Origin of the sequence: Vibrio agarilyticus, from assembly GCF_012641465.1 — a bacterium.
GTDB lineage: Bacteria > Pseudomonadota > Gammaproteobacteria > Enterobacterales > Vibrionaceae > Vibrio > Vibrio agarilyticus.
This window is the reverse complement of record NZ_JABAIK010000003.1, coordinates 77296-93510: the sequence shown is the minus strand read 5'-3', so window position 1 is coordinate 93510 and position 16215 is coordinate 77296. Positions and strand designations below refer to the sequence as shown.

The window sequence follows — 16215 nt, the reverse complement described above, 5'->3', positions numbered from 1 at the left end:
TCAGGGTCACCATTTAACAATGCCTAAGGTCACTTGAATGCTGCCACCTAGGGTCGAGCCGCCATAATCTTTTGCAAGCCTCATGAGCATTTTTTGAAAGCCAAGATTAGGAAACGCGAGCTCCACTTGTGTGATCAAGTCTTTATCCAATCCTTTGTGGATCCGCCCTTGAGATATGTCTATCCAATCAGCCTTACGGCAAGCTTCAATAATCGTCTGATGTTTGCCGCGGTATGGGGTGATTTTATGATGCCAATGAATCGCACCCGCAAGAACGTCGGGGTCAAACCCCCAACCAAAACGCGCATTATCTTCTAGAGCGTGCGCTTCTGAAGGCTCAAGGTAGGCAAGCTGATGATTGGTCCAAAGCCCAATATCATGGTAGACAAATATCGTTTCAATCAGAGGCTCATACTGAGGATCGTTGTCCAAAAAGTGCATCGCATACGTGATATCTCGGTACACATGGTTGCGATACGCAGGTAAATCATCACCGATAACATCACTGTAGCGCTCAAATAGCGTGTCGACTGCTGGACGCTCTCGCTTTATCTCAATTGAAGACATTGACCCTCCTCATTCGTAATGATCTATACCAACCAAGACACGTGAACAGTGACCTACTACGATTAGCACCAATTCCATCAAAGCAGAGACTACTCACAAAGGCTCGCAAACAGCTCGCTTCATAATCAAAGCCGATGACGCTTTGCAATAACGATAGCACAGCGCTTCATTGCCGATGAGACACAAGATAAAAATTCAGCGAGATACGAGATACGAGATACGAGATACGAGATACGAGATACGAGATACGAGGCGATTATGTAAGAGAAAGGCAATATGAAAAGAGAAAAACTAAAAAGGCGAGATTAAACATCTCGCCTTTTCAAAATCTTTAAGCATATTAACTAACAACAGAGTGGTTGCTAGTTCTGCTCAAACTGTCTTATAGAACAGTTACGTTCGCAGCTTGAGGGCCTTTTGGACCTTGCTCAACTTCAAAAGAAACTTTTTGGTTCTCTTGAAGAGTTTTGAAGCCGTCAGAAACGATAGCACGGAAGTGAACGAAAACGTCAGCGCCGCCGTTGTCTTGAGCGATGAAACCGAAGCCTTTAGTTTCGTTGAACCATTTTACAGTGCCAGTTTGTTTGTTTGACATGATAGTTACCTTAAAAATGTCGTTAATTTGGAATCTCGCGTTTCGCGAACCCAAGGTGAGCAATTATTTTCAACAAGTTAGTATTAAGGTAAGCACAGAGGTCGACGACAGTTACGAAGAGATTCTGAAGATAACTTTGACTAATTCTACCAAATAATACTCACAGCATGAGCGACACACACGATACAGGATTATAAAGTTAAGTAAAGGGCTATTTGCTCTCAACTCAGTTTTTCTTACGCGTAAGAATAGCAAACCGATCATCGGTTTGCTGATAAAAAATCGCGCTATACCCTAAGGTATAGCGCTTCATTTCTAGCCATTACTATTGTTATTAGTTTGCGCTTTTCTCGGCTTGTATTGTGATTAACTTTATCTGCCGAGCTGTAGTTTAATTATTGATTTTTAACTACAAACGCGAAACGCCATGGCATTTTGCCATCAGTCATTGCTCATAACGTGTGTCACGTTATCGGCGTTTCTGCGGCAAATGATCGTCAATTTCAGCGATAAAAAATATAGTAACTTGTTACTGGTTAAGTGTAAAAATATAGTGACAAGAGTCACAAAATTATCAATTCTTAACAATAAGAATCTTTATACCAATCCGTGGATTATCAAAAAAATCAACACCATCAATACAAGAATCTGCTCTGTTGCTAATCCATTGCATGCATAAAAATGGCCCCACGTTACTACCGTGGGGCCATTGTTTCACCTTGATGCTGTTATTTATCGAAGTCTTACATCGCTTCAAGTGGGAAGCGTATAACGGCGCACAAGCTCTGATATACCATACTGCGCACCATAATTTTCAACCACAAAATCAATGTCTTTATCGCCACGCCCAGAGAGGTTGATTAAAATCGAGCCTTTTACACCTTGCTGAGCCAATTTAAGGGCATAAGCAACCGCATGCGACGATTCAATAGCGGGAATGATTCCTTCCTGTCTTGAAAGCTCAAAGAACGCGGCAATGGCTTCATTATCATCAGCCGTGCCATACTTCACTCGGCCAATGTCCTTAAGATAACTGTGTTGCGGTCCTACGGCCGGGTAATCAAGTCCACTTGCAACGGAATAAACTTCTTGAGGCTCACCTTGGGCGTCTTTTAGCATATAAGACTTAAACCCATGCATTACTCCCGGCTCACCCAATGTAATTGACGCAGCATGCTCACCCTCTTGCTCTAAAGAGCGACCAGCGGGCTCTACCCCGTGAATCGCGACGTCAGTGTCGTCTAAGAAGGCACTAAATAATCCCATCGCATTTGAGCCACCTCCCACACAAGCCACAAGGTTGTCTGGCAGTTTTCCCGTCATTTCTTGAAATTGAACACGAGCCTCGTTACCAATAATTGACTGGAAGTCGCGCACCATCATTGGGAATGGGTGAGGCCCCACGACAGAACCAATCGCATAAATTTGTGTAATCGGATCAGCAAGGTAAGCTTCAAATGCCGCATCAACAGCCTCTTTTAATGTCTTGCGACCATGAGTTACTGGAATCACATTCGCCCCAAGAATTCGCATACGTACAACATTGGGGTGCTCTTTGGCTATATCCACTTCCCCCATATAGATATCGCACTCTAAGCCAACCAAAGCAGCTGCAGTAGCCAATGCCACACCATGTTGGCCCGCGCCAGTCTCAGCTATCACTTTTTTCTTACCCAATTTTTTCGCCAGTAGAGCTTCACCTAAACAGTGATTAATTTTATGCGCACCCGTATGGTTGAGATCTTCGCGCTTTAGGTATATGTCGACACCATGTTTGCGCGATAAATTTTCTGCATGGAAAATGGGGCTTGGACGACCAACAAAATGCTTATATAACCGAGCTAATTCCGCTTGAAACTCAGGATCACGACGACATTCGTCGTAAGCTTGAGTAATTTCATCCATAACCAGCTGCAATTCAGAAGGGATAAAACTACCACCATATTCACCAAAGAAACCCTGTGCATCTGGAAGTGCATGTTCAAATGTATTTTTCATAATCCTTATGTCCTACCATACTAGTACGCTTGTTGATAGTAGGGTTTTTAACCTGTCCAGAACATCGATAAAGTACAAATTAGATAACTCGATCACACTTTATCTTATTTGCACCGATTACTAACTGACTAAAATAGCACCATAATTTTGTTAGTCTTGATCACAAGTCGATTGCAAAGCTGGTATAAACTAGGCAAGCTGCATCAGTAACTGTTCAACCTCATCATAATACGGATAACGACAATGAATTTGCTAAAACCTATCACTTGCCTTTGCGCGCTTGCCCTAAGTGGATTTGCAGCAGCTGATGTCAAAATCAACCTTCCAGAAGGCGTTGACCTTCTCGTCGTGAATGACGCTCGTGCAGAAGTGACTGGTGGTCTATTTGCCTCGGAAAGTAGTGCTACCTTGCCTAATGGCTCAAATCAGATAGTGTTTCGCTTTGAGCAATTTTTCTCATCAAAAAATGATTCTGAATCCGTCATCAGTGATGCCATTATTGCAACCTTTAACGCAACGGATACCGAGCTTGATCTAGTCGTTCCAAACTTTCGTACCGTCAAGCAGGCGAAAGCCAATATGGCGGATCTCGATTGGCAATTGGTTGACACGTCAGGCCAAGTCATTGCAGTGACACAGGATAAACTGGTTAAAAAAGGCTTACAGATTGGTCGTGATTACGTGCGTGAAGCTGCGGATTACAACCGTAAAGGGGGAATTGCGACTCTCGCTCGCCTAGCCCAACCTTATGCCATTTCGCCTCAAGCCAATGTAATTGCCACTACTACCGAACAAACTGCACCTACGCAATCAAGTGCTATGGACTCTACCGCGGAAGAGATGCTGCACTTTTGGTACAACAAAGCCGACGAGGCAACACGTGCTCGTTTTAAAGCGTTTGTAAACCAACAATAAGTCCCTCTACTCTCACAATACTTATACCCAAACAACTTGGAGTTACAGGTAGGCGGCGAACGAACAAAGCCTCTGAGCATAGTTGGACTATGCGATGAGGTTTGTCAGAGCCAGCCAGCAACCCGGTAGCTTCAAGTAGAAAGGGATTCTTTCCCAATAAGTTCTATACCCAAACTTCTATTCCCAAGTAAGCATCAAGATGCACTCTTCAACGAGAATAACTTCGTTTGTCAGTGAGACGATCATTTGAACATTAAGTGGCTCCCAACCTAAGCAAAATCATTAGAGCTCAAAGTTAAATCTTCATGAATTCATCATTAAATAATCCTTAAACTAACCAATTACAGCTCTTATTTAGAAGCAAGTTAATTTGAATTCAAATGATTATCTCGCTAAACTGAAAGCGTTTTGTTATGAAAGGACTCATGAAAATGAAATACGCTGCTGCTCTCACTTTACTTGCCGCATCGCTTGCGACACCCGTCGCAGCTCAGGACTGTGGTGAAGTCACTATCGCTGATATGAACTGGAATTCCGCAAGCTTAGTCGCCAACATTGACCAATTTATTCTTGTGAATGGGTATGGTTGCGAGGCCGAGCTGATCCCGGGCGATACGATGCCAACAGGCACCTCAATGATTGAAAAAGGCCAACCTGACATTGCCCCTGAAATGTGGACTAATGTCATGAAAGAGGCGATAGACAAAGGGGTCGCAGAAAACCGTCTTCGCTATGCTGGCAAAATGTTGGTTGAAGGTGGCGAAGAAGGTTTTTGGGTTCCTGGATATTTAGTCGAAAAATACCCTGAACTCAGCACCATTGAAGGTGTTAAAAAGCACGCAAAACTGTTTACTCATCCAGAAGACCCAGACACCAGCGCATTTTATAACTGCCCTGCGGGTTGGGGTTGCCAAATCAGCGCGGCGCATCTGTTCAATGCCATGGAGCTTGAAGATGCCGGTTTCACACTGGTTGACCCCGGATCTGGCGCTGGGCTCTCAGGCTCTATCGCCAAAGCGTTTGCACAAGAAGAGCCTTGGTTTGGTTATTACTGGGCACCTACGGCAATTTTAGGCAAATTCAAAATGGTTAAGGTGGATTTTGGTAGCGGGATTAATGAGCAAGAGTTTTTAAATTGTACGACTCAAGCCGATTGTGCCAATCCTAAAGTGACTATGTACCCACCTTCACCTGTGCACACCATCACTACGGAGTCTTTTGCTTCTCAAGCTCCTGAGGCTTACGAATACATCTCCAAACGCGGTTTTACTAACAGCGATATGAACGCATTACTTGCGTGGATGGAAGAAAACCAAGCCGATGGCGAAGATGCGATGTACTACTTCTTTGAAACCTATCCTAACGTTTGGCAAAGCTGGCTCCCTGCCTCTGTTGCAAAAAAAGTGTCTGAAGCACTCTGATCGCTCTTTAACCCAAACTCATCAAGTGTTGTCGTTATTCCATGACGGCAACACTTCACTCCAAATAATCCAATAAAAAATTTATATGTTTTCTCATCTGGCTAAACAATCGGCCACAGACGTACGGCATAAGTACGTTCAACGAGATGGTTTCAATTTTATGATTCGATATTCTGCTTACCTAAAAGTCATGCGGATCTGTCGATAAGGAAGTAATTATGTCCGACACCAGTTGGTTAACTGAATTTCCCGAGATGGGGCGAAGCGAGCTTCGCGCTATTCGTAAAACACTTGATGGCGCATATCGTGATTTTTCACGCGAATATGGTGACCTCATTGAGTCTTTGTTTGACCCCTTGCTCACCTTTCTTGTTTGGTTTGAAAAACTGCTCATTAACACACCTTGGTTTATTGTACTAGGTGTTTGTACCGCGCTTGTCTACCTCGCCAGTCGCTCATGGAAACTGAGCTTAGGCTGCCTTGTTTCGCTGCTGCTCATTGGCTACTTTGGCATGTGGGAAAATACGATGCGAACATTGAGCATCATCACCGTCTGTACCCTATTAGCCATTTTACTTGGCATACCCATCGGCATCGCTATGGCCCGCTCCGATCGCGTGCAAGCAACAGTCACCCCACTGCTTGATGTGATGCAAACAATGCCGGCGTTTGTTTATCTCATCCCCGTAGTGATGTTACTTGGCATCGGGAAAATTCCAGGACTGATTGCGGTTATTATCTATGCGATTCCTCCGGTGATCCGCCTAACCAACCTCGGAATTCGCTTAGTAGACAAAGAAGTGCTCGAAGCGGCGACCGCTTTTGGTGCCAGTCGCCGACAAAGATTATTTGGTGTCCAATTGCCTCTTGCGATGCCAACCATCATGGCAGGGATCAACCAAACCATTATGATGGCGCTGTCTATGGTCGTTATCGCGTCAATGATTGGTGTAAAAGGTCTTGGTCAGCCCGTTCTTAAATCAATAACTAATCAATACTTTACTCTTGGTCTTCTCAATGGCTTTGCCATCGTGGCACTTGCAATTCTCTTTGACCGTGCTTCTCAAGCGTATGCGAAACGAACTCAAGCTCATCTGGGAGATATGAAACATGGATAAGCCATTAATTGAAATCACCGATTTGTATAAAGTGTTTGGCAGAGATCCAAAATCTGTTATGCCGCGAGTCAAAGCCGGTGAAAGTAAAGATGCGGTATTGGCAAGTACTGGGCATACTGTCGGCTTAAAAGCCATTAACCTCAGCATCAATAAAGGCGAAATTTTCGTCATCATGGGGTTATCGGGCTCCGGTAAATCCACCATGATTCGCCACTTTAACCGGCTCATCGATCCCACTGAGGGTAAAATTCTCGTGGAAGGCGTTGATGTCATGGCTTTGTCGGCAAAAGAATTAGAACAATTCCGCCGCCATAAAATGTCCATGGTATTTCAACGCTTTGGCTTATTACCTCATCGCACCGTGATCGACAACATCGCTTACGGTTTGGAAATTCAGCATATCGATAAAATAACTCGGTTGGAAAAAGCTCAGCAGTGGCTTGAAACCGTAGGACTTAAGGGATACGAACGCCAATACCCAGCGCAGCTGTCTGGCGGACAGCAACAGCGAGTTGGTCTTGCTCGAGCGCTTTGTACTGATGCCGAAATTCTATTAATGGATGAAGCATTTTCAGCACTTGATCCTTTGATCCGCAGTGAAATGCAAGATCAGTTAATTGAGCTGCAAGATAAATTGCAAAAAACCATCATCTTTATTACCCATGATCTCGATGAAGCTTTGCGCCTTGGCGATCGCATCGCCATTTTAAAAGATGGTGAATTGGTTCAGCAGGGAAGGCCCGATGAAATCCTATTACATCCCGCCGATGATTACGTGGAAGCTTTTGTCAAAGACGTCAATCGCGCTCGTGCGTTAACGGTTGAAAATGTGATGCAGCCCCCTGCCGCACGCATCACCGCAACCACAATCACTGACGCGCTCGAACAGATGAAACGCTGTAAACAAGATTACGCTTATCATGTAACTGATGAGGGCTACCAGGGCGTGCTAACAAAAGAGGCATTACTTGATGCCCAAGGCCAGCAATCAACCATTTGTGAGAAAGTCTACGAGGCGGTTCCTGCCATTTCACCCGATTCCGCGATTGAGACCGTCCTAACCGAAACCATGTCCAGCGATTACTCACTACCCGTTGTGGATGACGAAGGTAACTTGCAAGGTGCGCTTGAACGTAGCGCTGTCGCAGATATCTTTTCCGATTACAGTGAGAGTGATGCCGAGATAAAAACCGATAGCAGCGCGTTGTTGAAGGCAGAAAAAGAGACGCCACGTGAGGCAGCTTCAGCCCCATCAATCACGTCAACGCAACATGATAGTTCAGAAACAGTGACTAACCACAAAGCGTCTTAGTTGACGCTCTTTTAACACCAACAGTCAAAATTCACCAAGCGCCCTTTGGACTCTTTCCTTGTGGCGCTTGTATTACATTGGCACCTAAGCAACCTCAAAATGCGCGATTCAACGAAAATGGCTTAGTTTGGCAGTCAGTTCGCTCTGAGTCTGGCATCTTGAGGCCACTTGGGTATATCACTTGGGTAAATAGCAATAATGCAGGATATAATCTTCACCATCGCGACCGGTAAACTCGCGGTCTTCACTGTATGCCAGAGGTTGTCCAGAGGCTCCACGCTTAACCAGACTGATCCAATGACGTAACGCGCTCGTTTCTTGCTGACGTTGGGTTGATACACTCGCTTGAGATCCACACATATCAAGATCCTCTGCCACACTTCCAGAAAAAGTCGTTCGTGTTTCAAGCAAAATATCGTCAATCGTCATCAGCTCAATATGACCCGTTCCTTTGTGAGAGCCCATCACAATCTCCGCATGACTCCCCGAATCGTCCTGCAGCAAAATAGAGGCAGGTTTATCTCTTTGTCCTGTGTAAGCAACAAACTGTTTAGGTGTGGCAAGGCCACTGTGGGTTCCGTCTTTAAAAAACGCCAACACATGATGATAATCAATCAGATAACTCGACACTTCTGTATGTGACCCCTGCGCAAGCGGAAACAAGCGATCCAGCATCGCTTTCGCTTTATCCTGCTTCTCTTCAGTATGGTCGGCGTCAACAGCTTCGACATCAAACACCGTTTGTGCGATGTACGTTTGAGTTGAAGGTACCGATTCATTCTGATCAAATCGCAACATATTCATGGGCATTCCTTATTACTGTCGAGGCGGGTAATTCATATGGCGCAAAACTTGAACAATCTTTCATTGAGGTTTCGCCATTCAATTGAACATGATCACAAAGTATTGTTGCCGTCCTATGCTTTGTTATCCGTTCATTATGAATCCTAGCCAATTTTTAACTACAATTTCACAACAAAAATTACACAATGTGAATTTTACAAAATGCCCGGTCCAAAGAGTTTAATTCGACAATCACACTTTCTCGGCACCAAAATTCGCAACTTGCGCAAAAATAACCACCTAACCATGGAAGATTTGTCTGCGCGTTGCGTGCGTATCGACCCACAGTACGCGCCATCGGTGTCATATTTATCAATGATAGAACGTGGAAAACGAGTACCAAGCCCGGAAATGCTTGGTGTCGTAGCGCAAGTATTTCAAAAAGAATTAGCGTGGTTTTTGGATGATGAGCCTGAGCTTCAAGCTATTACCCCGAACAAAGGCAATCGCGGTGGGGTTAATGGAATGGCTCTTGAGCCTAGCTTTCTTTTTTCAAACGATATTCTGCAGATCGCCATTCCGGAAATGCTCTCCCAGACGGGCATCACCGGTCGTCAATTTGCGCATTTGCTGATCCGCGCGCATCAAGAAAATCATCAAAACCATTTTCCTGATCTTGAGCGCGCGGCGGAGGAAATCGGCAAAAAACAACTCAACCTCTCTGCACAAGAATTGATAGAGATAGCTAAACGCTTAGGTTTGACCATTCGCTGGATTGACCGACCCGCCAATGACATTAAAGATGAATTAGGGACACAAGCCAAACAGTTAGTCACATCGTTTATGGAGGCGCCAAACACCCTCTATCTCAATACCATGTTGAAAGAGTGTCCAACGCGCCTCAAATATGATTTATCTGTCTATATTGGTCATCGCGTTTTACATGGATCAGAAACCGTCAATAACATCCTTTCTATTGGCCATCATCAACATTGGCAAGGCCAACCGGATTCTCACACGGGTTCAGAACTCAACTCTCAAGATATTTTACAAGCGTGGCGTGATTTTGAATCGAGCTTCTTTGCCGGCGCACTACTTTGCCCTAAAGTCCCGTTTCGTCAATTACTAGACCGCTGCGGCTATGAAATTGATGTACATAAAAGAGCCGGCGTCTCTCCTTCTGTAGCAATGCGCAGAATGACTGTGGTTTCACCCTACCCACATTGGCACTATTTCGATGCGTATGGTCCCGGCAAGCTCAAAGCCGTCTATCGAGGAAATGGCATTCCATTACCGTGGGGAAATATGCGCAAGGTGAACGACCCCTGTCAGCACTGGGCGGTTTTTCGGCGTCTTTCTGAACCGAGTGGTCGCAGTTCCGCGCAAATTTCGATCCTGAACTTGGGGCAGGAATCCCGAATTTATTGTTGTGAGTCAGTCAATGTGACCGATCCTGCGGGTAACAATCGCGTTCTCTGCGCTGGGATAGATCTCAATCCAGCCATCACGGCACAAGGGGGGGATGCATCGATCATCAGCGATGAGCTAACTCAGTTATGTGTGCAAAACGGCGGTGAAAGTCAGATCCCAACCCACATTAAGCATTCGTTGAAAACCGTTGCTAAAATTCTCAATATCAATTGGATTGAACGAGGCATCGAAGGACAAGCGCGACTCATATGTTCACGTGGTGCGGTATGCCCACGAGAGCCGAGTTGTTACCAAGGCTGTAAAGAACTTTATTCTTAAATGAAAGGGAAAACCAGAGAGAAAAAAAGCCAAGCCCAAAAGGTGGGCTTGGCCAGATATGATGTGAACAAATATATTCACTAACAACGTCAGTTGGCTAGGTGACCCTCGGCTTAATAAGGGTCACACGCTATTTTGCACATTATGTGCCAATTTTTATAGTACCAATTGGCGAAAAATGACGCTTTTTTTGCTGTTTTTTTAAGCTTGCGTGATTTTTCATTTGCAAAATGCGTTTCAATTTGCAAAACCACTTGGAGTTGCAAGTAGAACAGGTATGAATGGTATTGAACCCTACCAGCTTCAAGTCGTTCGTTGAACAGGGTATACTCCGCGCCTATTTCTCTTTACAGCCAGAAGGTTTGTTATGCGCTCTTTTGTTTTACGTGCTCGCGCCGCCCCTACCACCAGCAAAGCGTTATTGGAGGGCGTTGGCCAAGAAGCGCACACTGAAATTTTAGCGCACACACTAATGAACACCCTTTTTGTGGCGCAATCACATCGCGAAGATGTCATCGTTCACTTAGTGCTCGAAAGTACAAAAGATTTTTCGCGCACTATCACGGTTCACGCGAATGACATCACCAATGTCGGTGGGTTTCACGAAGCCACATTAATCGCCATGGTCGCTAGAGCGTTAGACGCTTCAATTGGTATGGGCAAAGAAGAGTGTCGTAATGTCGAGGCTGGCGTAACCGTTCGAACAATCAGCTTTGAACGATTGGTTCTAGAACTCTCAGAAACTCATAACTTATATATGCTCGATAAAAAGGGCGAGTTTGTTCGAGACGCGGAGATTGGACCCAACCCTTGCTTTTTATTGACCGATCATATTCCAATGCCCAAAAAATCGTTCAATAGCTTAAAGCGCCTTGGGACAGAAAAAATCAGTCTTGGCCCCAAAATGCTTTTTGCTTCGCAGTGCGTGGTGTTAATTCATAACGAGCTCGACATTCGCGAAAGCTAAATTCTCCCAACGTTAAGCTTCAAGTGGAACAAGAATAGACGCGTTGTTATACGACGCATCTATTTTTTATTTCCTCTGTTTATACCCAAGTGACTTCAAGATGCTGGATTCAGAGCCGGCTCACTGGGCTGAGAGCAAGGCAAACAACGCAGTGAAATAGCGAGTCTATTTTCAAGTTATTTAACACAGCTATCGGTTCAGTGATTGGCTCCCAAAGGGCCCTATTTGTTATAAACAAGGTCTTGGCTCATCAGCTTTGTTGACGATTTTCGATTGAGAACCACTCAATCTTTAAATCCTCGCCTCACTGATAAACCAAGTCATTCTCGCTGAACCATACATCTTGAGGTTACTTGGGTATAACTCACTAAATAATCGCGTTTTTCTATCCCTTTCCCCAATGAGACCTGTTATCATTCTGTTGTTTTCACGCCATATCGTGATGAACACGTTTTATAGTCGGGGCGCCGATGGTCATTTTAGTTGTCGCAAGGTGATGAAGTAACACACCTTATTAACTATGTTGACATCAGGCTGAGATCGCTGAGCGAAACCCGTTGAACCTGAATCAGTTAACACTGGCGTAGGGAACTATGCTTCATCGAAACACAACTCGATCTAAGCCTTTTATTGCCTTGATCTCCTGTGTTTGAAGACGTTCTATCGCGCCAACTGGAGCGCTAATGAACGTAAATTCCAAGACCCCTATCGTACTGACTATCGCTGGCTCTGACAGTGGCGGTGGCGCCGGGATTCAAGCAGACATCAAAGCTATTTCAGCCACTGGCAGCTACGCTTGCTCAGTCATTACGGCAATTACGGCGCAAAATACCTTGGGTGTTAACGCTATTTTTCCAATTCCTATTGAGCATGTTGAGCATCAACTCGATGCGGTTTTTAGCGATCTGAATGTTGTCGCGGTAAAAGTGGGTATGCTCGCAGACAGTGCCATTATTCATGCGGTAGCAAAAAAACTGATGCAATATCAGCCGCCATTTCTCGTTGTCGATCCTGTGATGGTGGCAACCAGTGGTGATTTACTGCTTGAACAGTCAGCGATTAGTACACTAAAAACCACCCTTTTGCCGATGGCTAACCTAATCACACCGAATTTGCCTGAAGGTGCAGCATTAACCGGTTTGCCAGTACCAAACACAGAGCAAGAGATGACCCAATTGATTGATGAGCTGCGTCAAATTGGTTGTGATGCGGTGTTGCTCAAGGGGGGGCATTTAGAAACAAGCCGTGACAGTAATGATCTGCTGATTTTGCCCGATGCAACCCAAAAACTGACCAGTAAGCGTATCGCCACACGAAATACCCACGGCACAGGTTGTACCCTTTCGGCTGCGATTGCCTCTTATCTTGCTCAAGGGCACGATTTGCAGTCCGCCGTTGTTGAAGCTAAGCATTACATCACTGCCGCGATTGCCCACGCCGATGAACTGGTGATAGGCCAAGGTCATGGTCCGGTTCATCATTTTTACAAACTCAACCAACCGCAGTGTCGGCCTAATCACCAAGATCTGGTCGAAAATGATGACTAAACCGAGCACCAATATGATGAATCCATCAACGTTCGCGCTCGGCATTACTATCACACACGGTCATTTGCACTACCGAGGTAATACCGCGCCGACATTGCACGATCTCTCATTGACCTTGCCAAAAGGTCAATGGAGCTGCTTATTAGGTCGCAGTGGCTGTGGGAAAACCAGCTTACTGCGCTATTTAGCGGGCTTACTATCCGAAGACGCGCACTGGCAGGGTCAAACTGCGGTCAGTGATGGCAAACCTCTCGATGGGCGTATTGCCTATATGGCGCAGCAAGATCTCTTGTTGCCTTGGCTTAACGTACTCGATAATGTCTGCCTCGAGCGCCGGCTTACTGACACGCTCACTCAAGACGATTTAACGCGAGCACATCAACTGCTCGAACAGGTTGGACTTGCAGAGCACGCTCAAGACAAGCCCAGCCAACTCTCCGGTGGCATGCGGCAACGTGTGGCTTTAGCTCGAACCTTAATGCAAGACCGCCCCGTTGTTCTAATGGATGAGCCTTTTTCTGCACTCGATGCCGTCACTCGCTATAAATTACAGACCTTAGCTGCACAGCTACTAAAAGATAGAACCGTCGTATTAATCACCCATGATCCACAAGAAGCGATCCGCCTTGCTCATAAGTTGTATGTAATGCAGGGAACGCCCGCGCATTGTATCGAGCTTGACTTGCCTAACACATTACCGCCAAGAAAAATCGACGCTGCCAGTGCGCAATTGCAACAAACGATTTTAGAGCAATTGGAACACGATTATGCCTAACGCAAACGCCTCCCTTCCTCCTCTAAGCACATCACATCCTAGCTCGATTCGCCGTCTGCTTTCTCATTCAGCGGCTCGCTTACTGATCAGCGCGCTCTTCGTGCTCGGTACGTGGCAACTGGTGGTGGTATTATTTGAGATGCCAAGCTTTATACTGCCTGCGCCGCATGATGTGTTACATAAATTGCTTACGCGCCAAGAGGTCCTACTGAAGAACACTTGGATAACCGCGCAAGAGATCTTTCTTGGCCTACTCCTTGGCTTAAGCATGGGCCTGTTTTTTGCCTTGCAAATGCTGCTGTTTGAGCCGCTCAAACGCTGGTTACTGCCCATTTTGATTGCCAGTCAAGCGATACCCGTTTTTGCTATTGCTCCGGTATTAATGCTTTGGCTTGGTTATGGTGTTAGCTCAAAAGTGGTTATGGCGGCAATCATTATCTTTTTCCCAGTCACCACATGCTGTTATGACGGCCTACGCAACACGCCGCGCGGCTACCTTGATTTGGCCACAACAATGGGCGCCAATCGCTGGCAACGTTTACGCCAAATTCAACTTCCAGCAGCCATGCCGACTCTCGCTTCTGGCGTTCGTATTGCGGTCGTAATCGCACCGATCGGCGCCGTGGTTGGTGAATGGGTCGGCTCCAGCGGCGGCTTGGGCTACTTAATGTTGCAAGCTAATGCTCGCATGATCATCGACGAAATGTTTGCCGCCTTATTTATTCTCGCGGTGCTCTCTATCACCTTATATTTCGTTACCGATAAATTACTTAAGATTCTGATCCCTTGGGAAAATCAATAACCATTAGGAGAAATGAAGTGAAACTATTATCCACGATTTCGCTCGCCTTTATTAGTCTTATTAGCTTACCGTTACAAGCGGCGAATCAAGATCTGACGTTAATGTTGGATTGGTTCGTTAATCCAAATCACGGTCCTATCGTTATCGCCAAACAACGCGGTTATTTTAGCGAACAAGGGCTCAATGTTGTGATTCAAGAGCCCGCCGATCCAAGCACCCCACCTAAGTTAGTAGCGGCAGGCAAAGTGGATTTGGCCATTTCTTATCAGCCCAGCTTAACCATTGATGTTGCAGCAGGATTGCCTTTGGTACGAGCAGCGACACTTATTGCGACGCCTCTCAACACATTAATGGTACTTGATAACGGCAAAATCGACTCATTGGCCGATTTAAAGCATAAGAAGATTGGCATTGCTATCGCCGGCAATGAAGAAGCGACCATTGGCACCATGCTTCGTAGCGTAGATGTTGCGTATGATGAGGTCGAAACCATTAATATTGGTTGGGCGCTTTCCTCATCGCTTGCCTCTGGAAAAGTGGATGCCATCTGGGGGGGGCTGCGCAATTTTGAAACCAATCAATTAGCATTAGAAGGCTACAAAGCAAAAGCCTTTTTCCCTGAAGAATTTGGTGTGCCGAGCTATGACGAATTGGTGTTTGTCGCCAACGCCAATACCTATGATGCTCAAGCGCTAAAAGGCTTTAATGCAGCGATTGAAAAAGCCACGATGTACATCGTCAATCACCCTGAAGCATCGTGGCAACAATTTGTCGCCTATGCACCAGACACCTTAAACAATGAATTAAATCAACGTGCGTGGCGCGATACTCTAACGCGCTTTGCATTGCGACCTGCTGCTGTCGACCTGAAACGCTACGACGACTACGCCCACTTTATGTACAGCCAAAAAATTATTACCTCACTACCTAAAGCACAAGATTATGTGCTGGAGCTACAATGATGCGTTATCAAGATTTGATCTCAGCTTGTGAACCCGATTGGCAGGCCTATACGGAGCACCCATTCGTACAACAATTGGCTGCTGGCACGCTCGCACCTGAGTGCTTTTTGCACTATCTAAAACAAGATTTTCTGTTTCTAAAACAGTATGCCCGAGCTTATGCTCTGGCGATCTATAAAGCGCGAACACTGGAGGATATGCGTCGCGCGCTTCCTAGCGTTCACGCGTTACTTGATTCTGAAATCGCGCACCATGTTCAATACTGTGCCAATTGGGGCTTGAGTGAATATGATCTCGAAAATGAAGACGAAGATTTCGGCACCGTGGCATACACACGTTATGTCTTAGACGCGGGAATGACTGGGGATTTAGTCGAACTCTATGCGGCGCTGGCGCCCTGTTCAATTGGCTACGCCGCAATTGGAAAAATGCTTGGTGAAGCCTCAACCACCGTTTGGGATAATAATCTTTATCAAAGTTGGCTAGCACTATACAGCGGCGAGGAATTTCAACAAGGCGCTGCCAAAGGTGCCACCCATTTTGACCAACTATTAGCCGAGATTGATCTACACAGTCCACGTGGGCAAAATCTTATCCACGTTTTTCGAACCGCAACTCGAATGGAAGTGGCATTCTGGCAGCAAGGCCTTGATGCCGTTTTGACCCGCGCTAATGCAATTCAAAACAATGTAACCAAAGCTTAA

General features: G+C 45.6%; 14 protein-coding genes, 1 pseudogene and 1 riboswitch. Of the genes and pseudogenes, 11 read left to right on the top strand and 4 right to left on the bottom strand.

Translation table 11 applies throughout. The annotated features are described in order from the left end of the window. Positions 1-6: 6 nt before the first annotated feature. The 3 genes from HGP28_RS04040 to trpB form a co-directional block, all read right to left on the bottom strand. A complete protein-coding gene (locus HGP28_RS04040) occupies positions 7-567 on the bottom strand; it encodes a phosphohydrolase (RefSeq protein WP_168835173.1) in 561 nt (186 codons plus the stop codon). Between the two features lie 382 nt (positions 568-949). After that, a complete protein-coding gene (gene cspE / locus HGP28_RS04035) occupies positions 950-1162 on the bottom strand; it encodes a transcription antiterminator/RNA stability regulator CspE (protein WP_168835172.1) in 213 nt (70 codons plus the stop codon). A gap of 753 nt (positions 1163-1915) precedes the next feature. Further along, positions 1916-3160 carry a tryptophan synthase subunit beta gene (trpB, locus tag HGP28_RS04030; protein WP_168835171.1) on the bottom strand — a complete coding sequence of 415 codons (1245 nt, stop codon included), beginning with the start codon at positions 3158-3160 and terminating at the stop codon, positions 1916-1918. 243 nt (positions 3161-3403) lie between these two features. Between trpB and HGP28_RS04025 the strand changes: the two genes are divergently transcribed. The 4 genes from HGP28_RS04025 to HGP28_RS04010 all read left to right on the top strand — a co-directional run bounded on the left by HGP28_RS04025 (position 3404) and on the right by HGP28_RS04010 (position 7926). Further along, positions 3404-4075 carry a DUF2057 family protein gene (locus tag HGP28_RS04025; RefSeq protein ID WP_168835170.1) on the top strand — a complete coding sequence of 224 codons (672 nt, stop codon included), beginning with the start codon at positions 3404-3406 and terminating at the stop codon, positions 4073-4075. 431 nt (positions 4076-4506) lie between these two features. Next, positions 4507-5496, top strand: a complete 990-nt coding sequence (locus HGP28_RS04020) for an ABC transporter substrate-binding protein (protein ID WP_211091881.1) — start codon at positions 4507-4509, stop codon at positions 5494-5496. Positions 5497-5714: 218 nt separating this feature from the next. Beyond that, a complete protein-coding gene (locus HGP28_RS04015) occupies positions 5715-6614 on the top strand; it encodes an ABC transporter permease (RefSeq protein ID WP_168835168.1) in 900 nt (299 codons plus the stop codon). Then, complete coding sequence (locus HGP28_RS04010) at positions 6607-7926, top strand: quaternary amine ABC transporter ATP-binding protein (protein WP_168835167.1); 1320 nt, start codon at positions 6607-6609, stop codon at positions 7924-7926. The genes HGP28_RS04015 and HGP28_RS04010 overlap by 8 nt, the downstream gene beginning before the upstream one ends. A gap of 177 nt (positions 7927-8103) precedes the next feature. Here the strand turns inward: HGP28_RS04010 and HGP28_RS04005 are convergent, their stop codons facing one another. Next, complete coding sequence (locus HGP28_RS04005; protein ID WP_168835166.1) at positions 8104-8730, bottom strand: aldolase/citrate lyase/malate synthase family protein; 627 nt, start codon at positions 8728-8730, stop codon at positions 8104-8106. Positions 8731-8931: 201 nt separating this feature from the next. On the opposite strand from HGP28_RS04005, the gene HGP28_RS04000 reads away from it, so the two are divergent. From HGP28_RS04000 to tenA, 7 genes and pseudogenes are all read left to right on the top strand, one after another. Beyond that, positions 8932-10458: a DUF3612 domain-containing protein gene (locus HGP28_RS04000; protein ID WP_168835165.1), complete on the top strand. Its 1527-nt coding sequence runs from the start codon at positions 8932-8934 to the stop codon at positions 10456-10458. A gap of 367 nt (positions 10459-10825) precedes the next feature. After that, positions 10826-11425 (top strand): tRNA (pseudouridine(54)-N(1))-methyltransferase TrmY, encoded by a 600-nt coding sequence (trmY, locus tag HGP28_RS03995; RefSeq protein WP_168835164.1) that lies wholly within the window; start codon positions 10826-10828, stop codon positions 11423-11425. A 450-nt stretch (positions 11426-11875) separates the two neighbouring features. Further along, positions 11876-12032: riboswitch (TPP riboswitch) on the top strand. Between the two features lie 76 nt (positions 12033-12108). After that, positions 12109-12972: a bifunctional hydroxymethylpyrimidine kinase/phosphomethylpyrimidine kinase gene (thiD, locus tag HGP28_RS03990; protein ID WP_168835163.1), complete on the top strand. Its 864-nt coding sequence runs from the start codon at positions 12109-12111 to the stop codon at positions 12970-12972. A 13-nt stretch (positions 12973-12985) separates the two neighbouring features. After that, positions 12986-13747 carry an ABC transporter ATP-binding protein gene (locus tag HGP28_RS03985; RefSeq protein ID WP_246225548.1) on the top strand — a complete coding sequence of 254 codons (762 nt, stop codon included), beginning with the start codon at positions 12986-12988 and terminating at the stop codon, positions 13745-13747. 76 nt (positions 13748-13823) lie between these two features. Beyond that, a pseudogene (locus tag HGP28_RS03980) lies at positions 13824-14549 on the top strand (ABC transporter permease); the annotation flags it as partial. Between the two features lie 2 nt (positions 14550-14551). After that, positions 14552-15511, top strand: coding sequence for an ABC transporter substrate-binding protein (locus HGP28_RS03975; protein WP_439333833.1), 960 nt, complete (start codon positions 14552-14554; stop codon positions 15509-15511). Next, positions 15511-16215, top strand: coding sequence for a thiaminase II (gene tenA, locus HGP28_RS03970; protein ID WP_168835311.1), 705 nt, complete (start codon positions 15511-15513; stop codon positions 16213-16215). Before HGP28_RS03975 ends, tenA begins: the two co-directional genes overlap by 1 nt.

Coding starts and splice junctions, on each gene's coding strand:
- HGP28_RS04040 (WP_168835173.1), bottom strand. CDS start 567: ATGTCTTCAATTGAGATAAAGCGAGAGCGTCCAGCAGTCGACACGCTA.
- cspE (WP_168835172.1), bottom strand. CDS start 1,162: ATGTCAAACAAACAAACTGGCACTGTAAAATGGTTCAACGAAACTAAA.
- trpB (WP_168835171.1), bottom strand. CDS start 3,160: ATGAAAAATACATTTGAACATGCACTTCCAGATGCACAGGGTTTCTTT.
- HGP28_RS04025 (WP_168835170.1), top strand. CDS start 3,404: ATGAATTTGCTAAAACCTATCACTTGCCTTTGCGCGCTTGCCCTAAGT.
- HGP28_RS04020 (WP_211091881.1), top strand. CDS start 4,507: ATGAAATACGCTGCTGCTCTCACTTTACTTGCCGCATCGCTTGCGACA.
- HGP28_RS04015 (WP_168835168.1), top strand. CDS start 5,715: ATGTCCGACACCAGTTGGTTAACTGAATTTCCCGAGATGGGGCGAAGC.
- HGP28_RS04010 (WP_168835167.1), top strand. CDS start 6,607: ATGGATAAGCCATTAATTGAAATCACCGATTTGTATAAAGTGTTTGGC.
- HGP28_RS04005 (WP_168835166.1), bottom strand. CDS start 8,730: ATGAATATGTTGCGATTTGATCAGAATGAATCGGTACCTTCAACTCAA.
- HGP28_RS04000 (WP_168835165.1), top strand. CDS start 8,932: ATGCCCGGTCCAAAGAGTTTAATTCGACAATCACACTTTCTCGGCACC.
- trmY (WP_168835164.1), top strand. CDS start 10,826: ATGCGCTCTTTTGTTTTACGTGCTCGCGCCGCCCCTACCACCAGCAAA.
- thiD (WP_168835163.1), top strand. CDS start 12,109: ATGAACGTAAATTCCAAGACCCCTATCGTACTGACTATCGCTGGCTCT.
- HGP28_RS03985 (WP_246225548.1), top strand. CDS start 12,986: ATGATGAATCCATCAACGTTCGCGCTCGGCATTACTATCACACACGGT.
- tenA (WP_168835311.1), top strand. CDS start 15,511: ATGCGTTATCAAGATTTGATCTCAGCTTGTGAACCCGATTGGCAGGCC.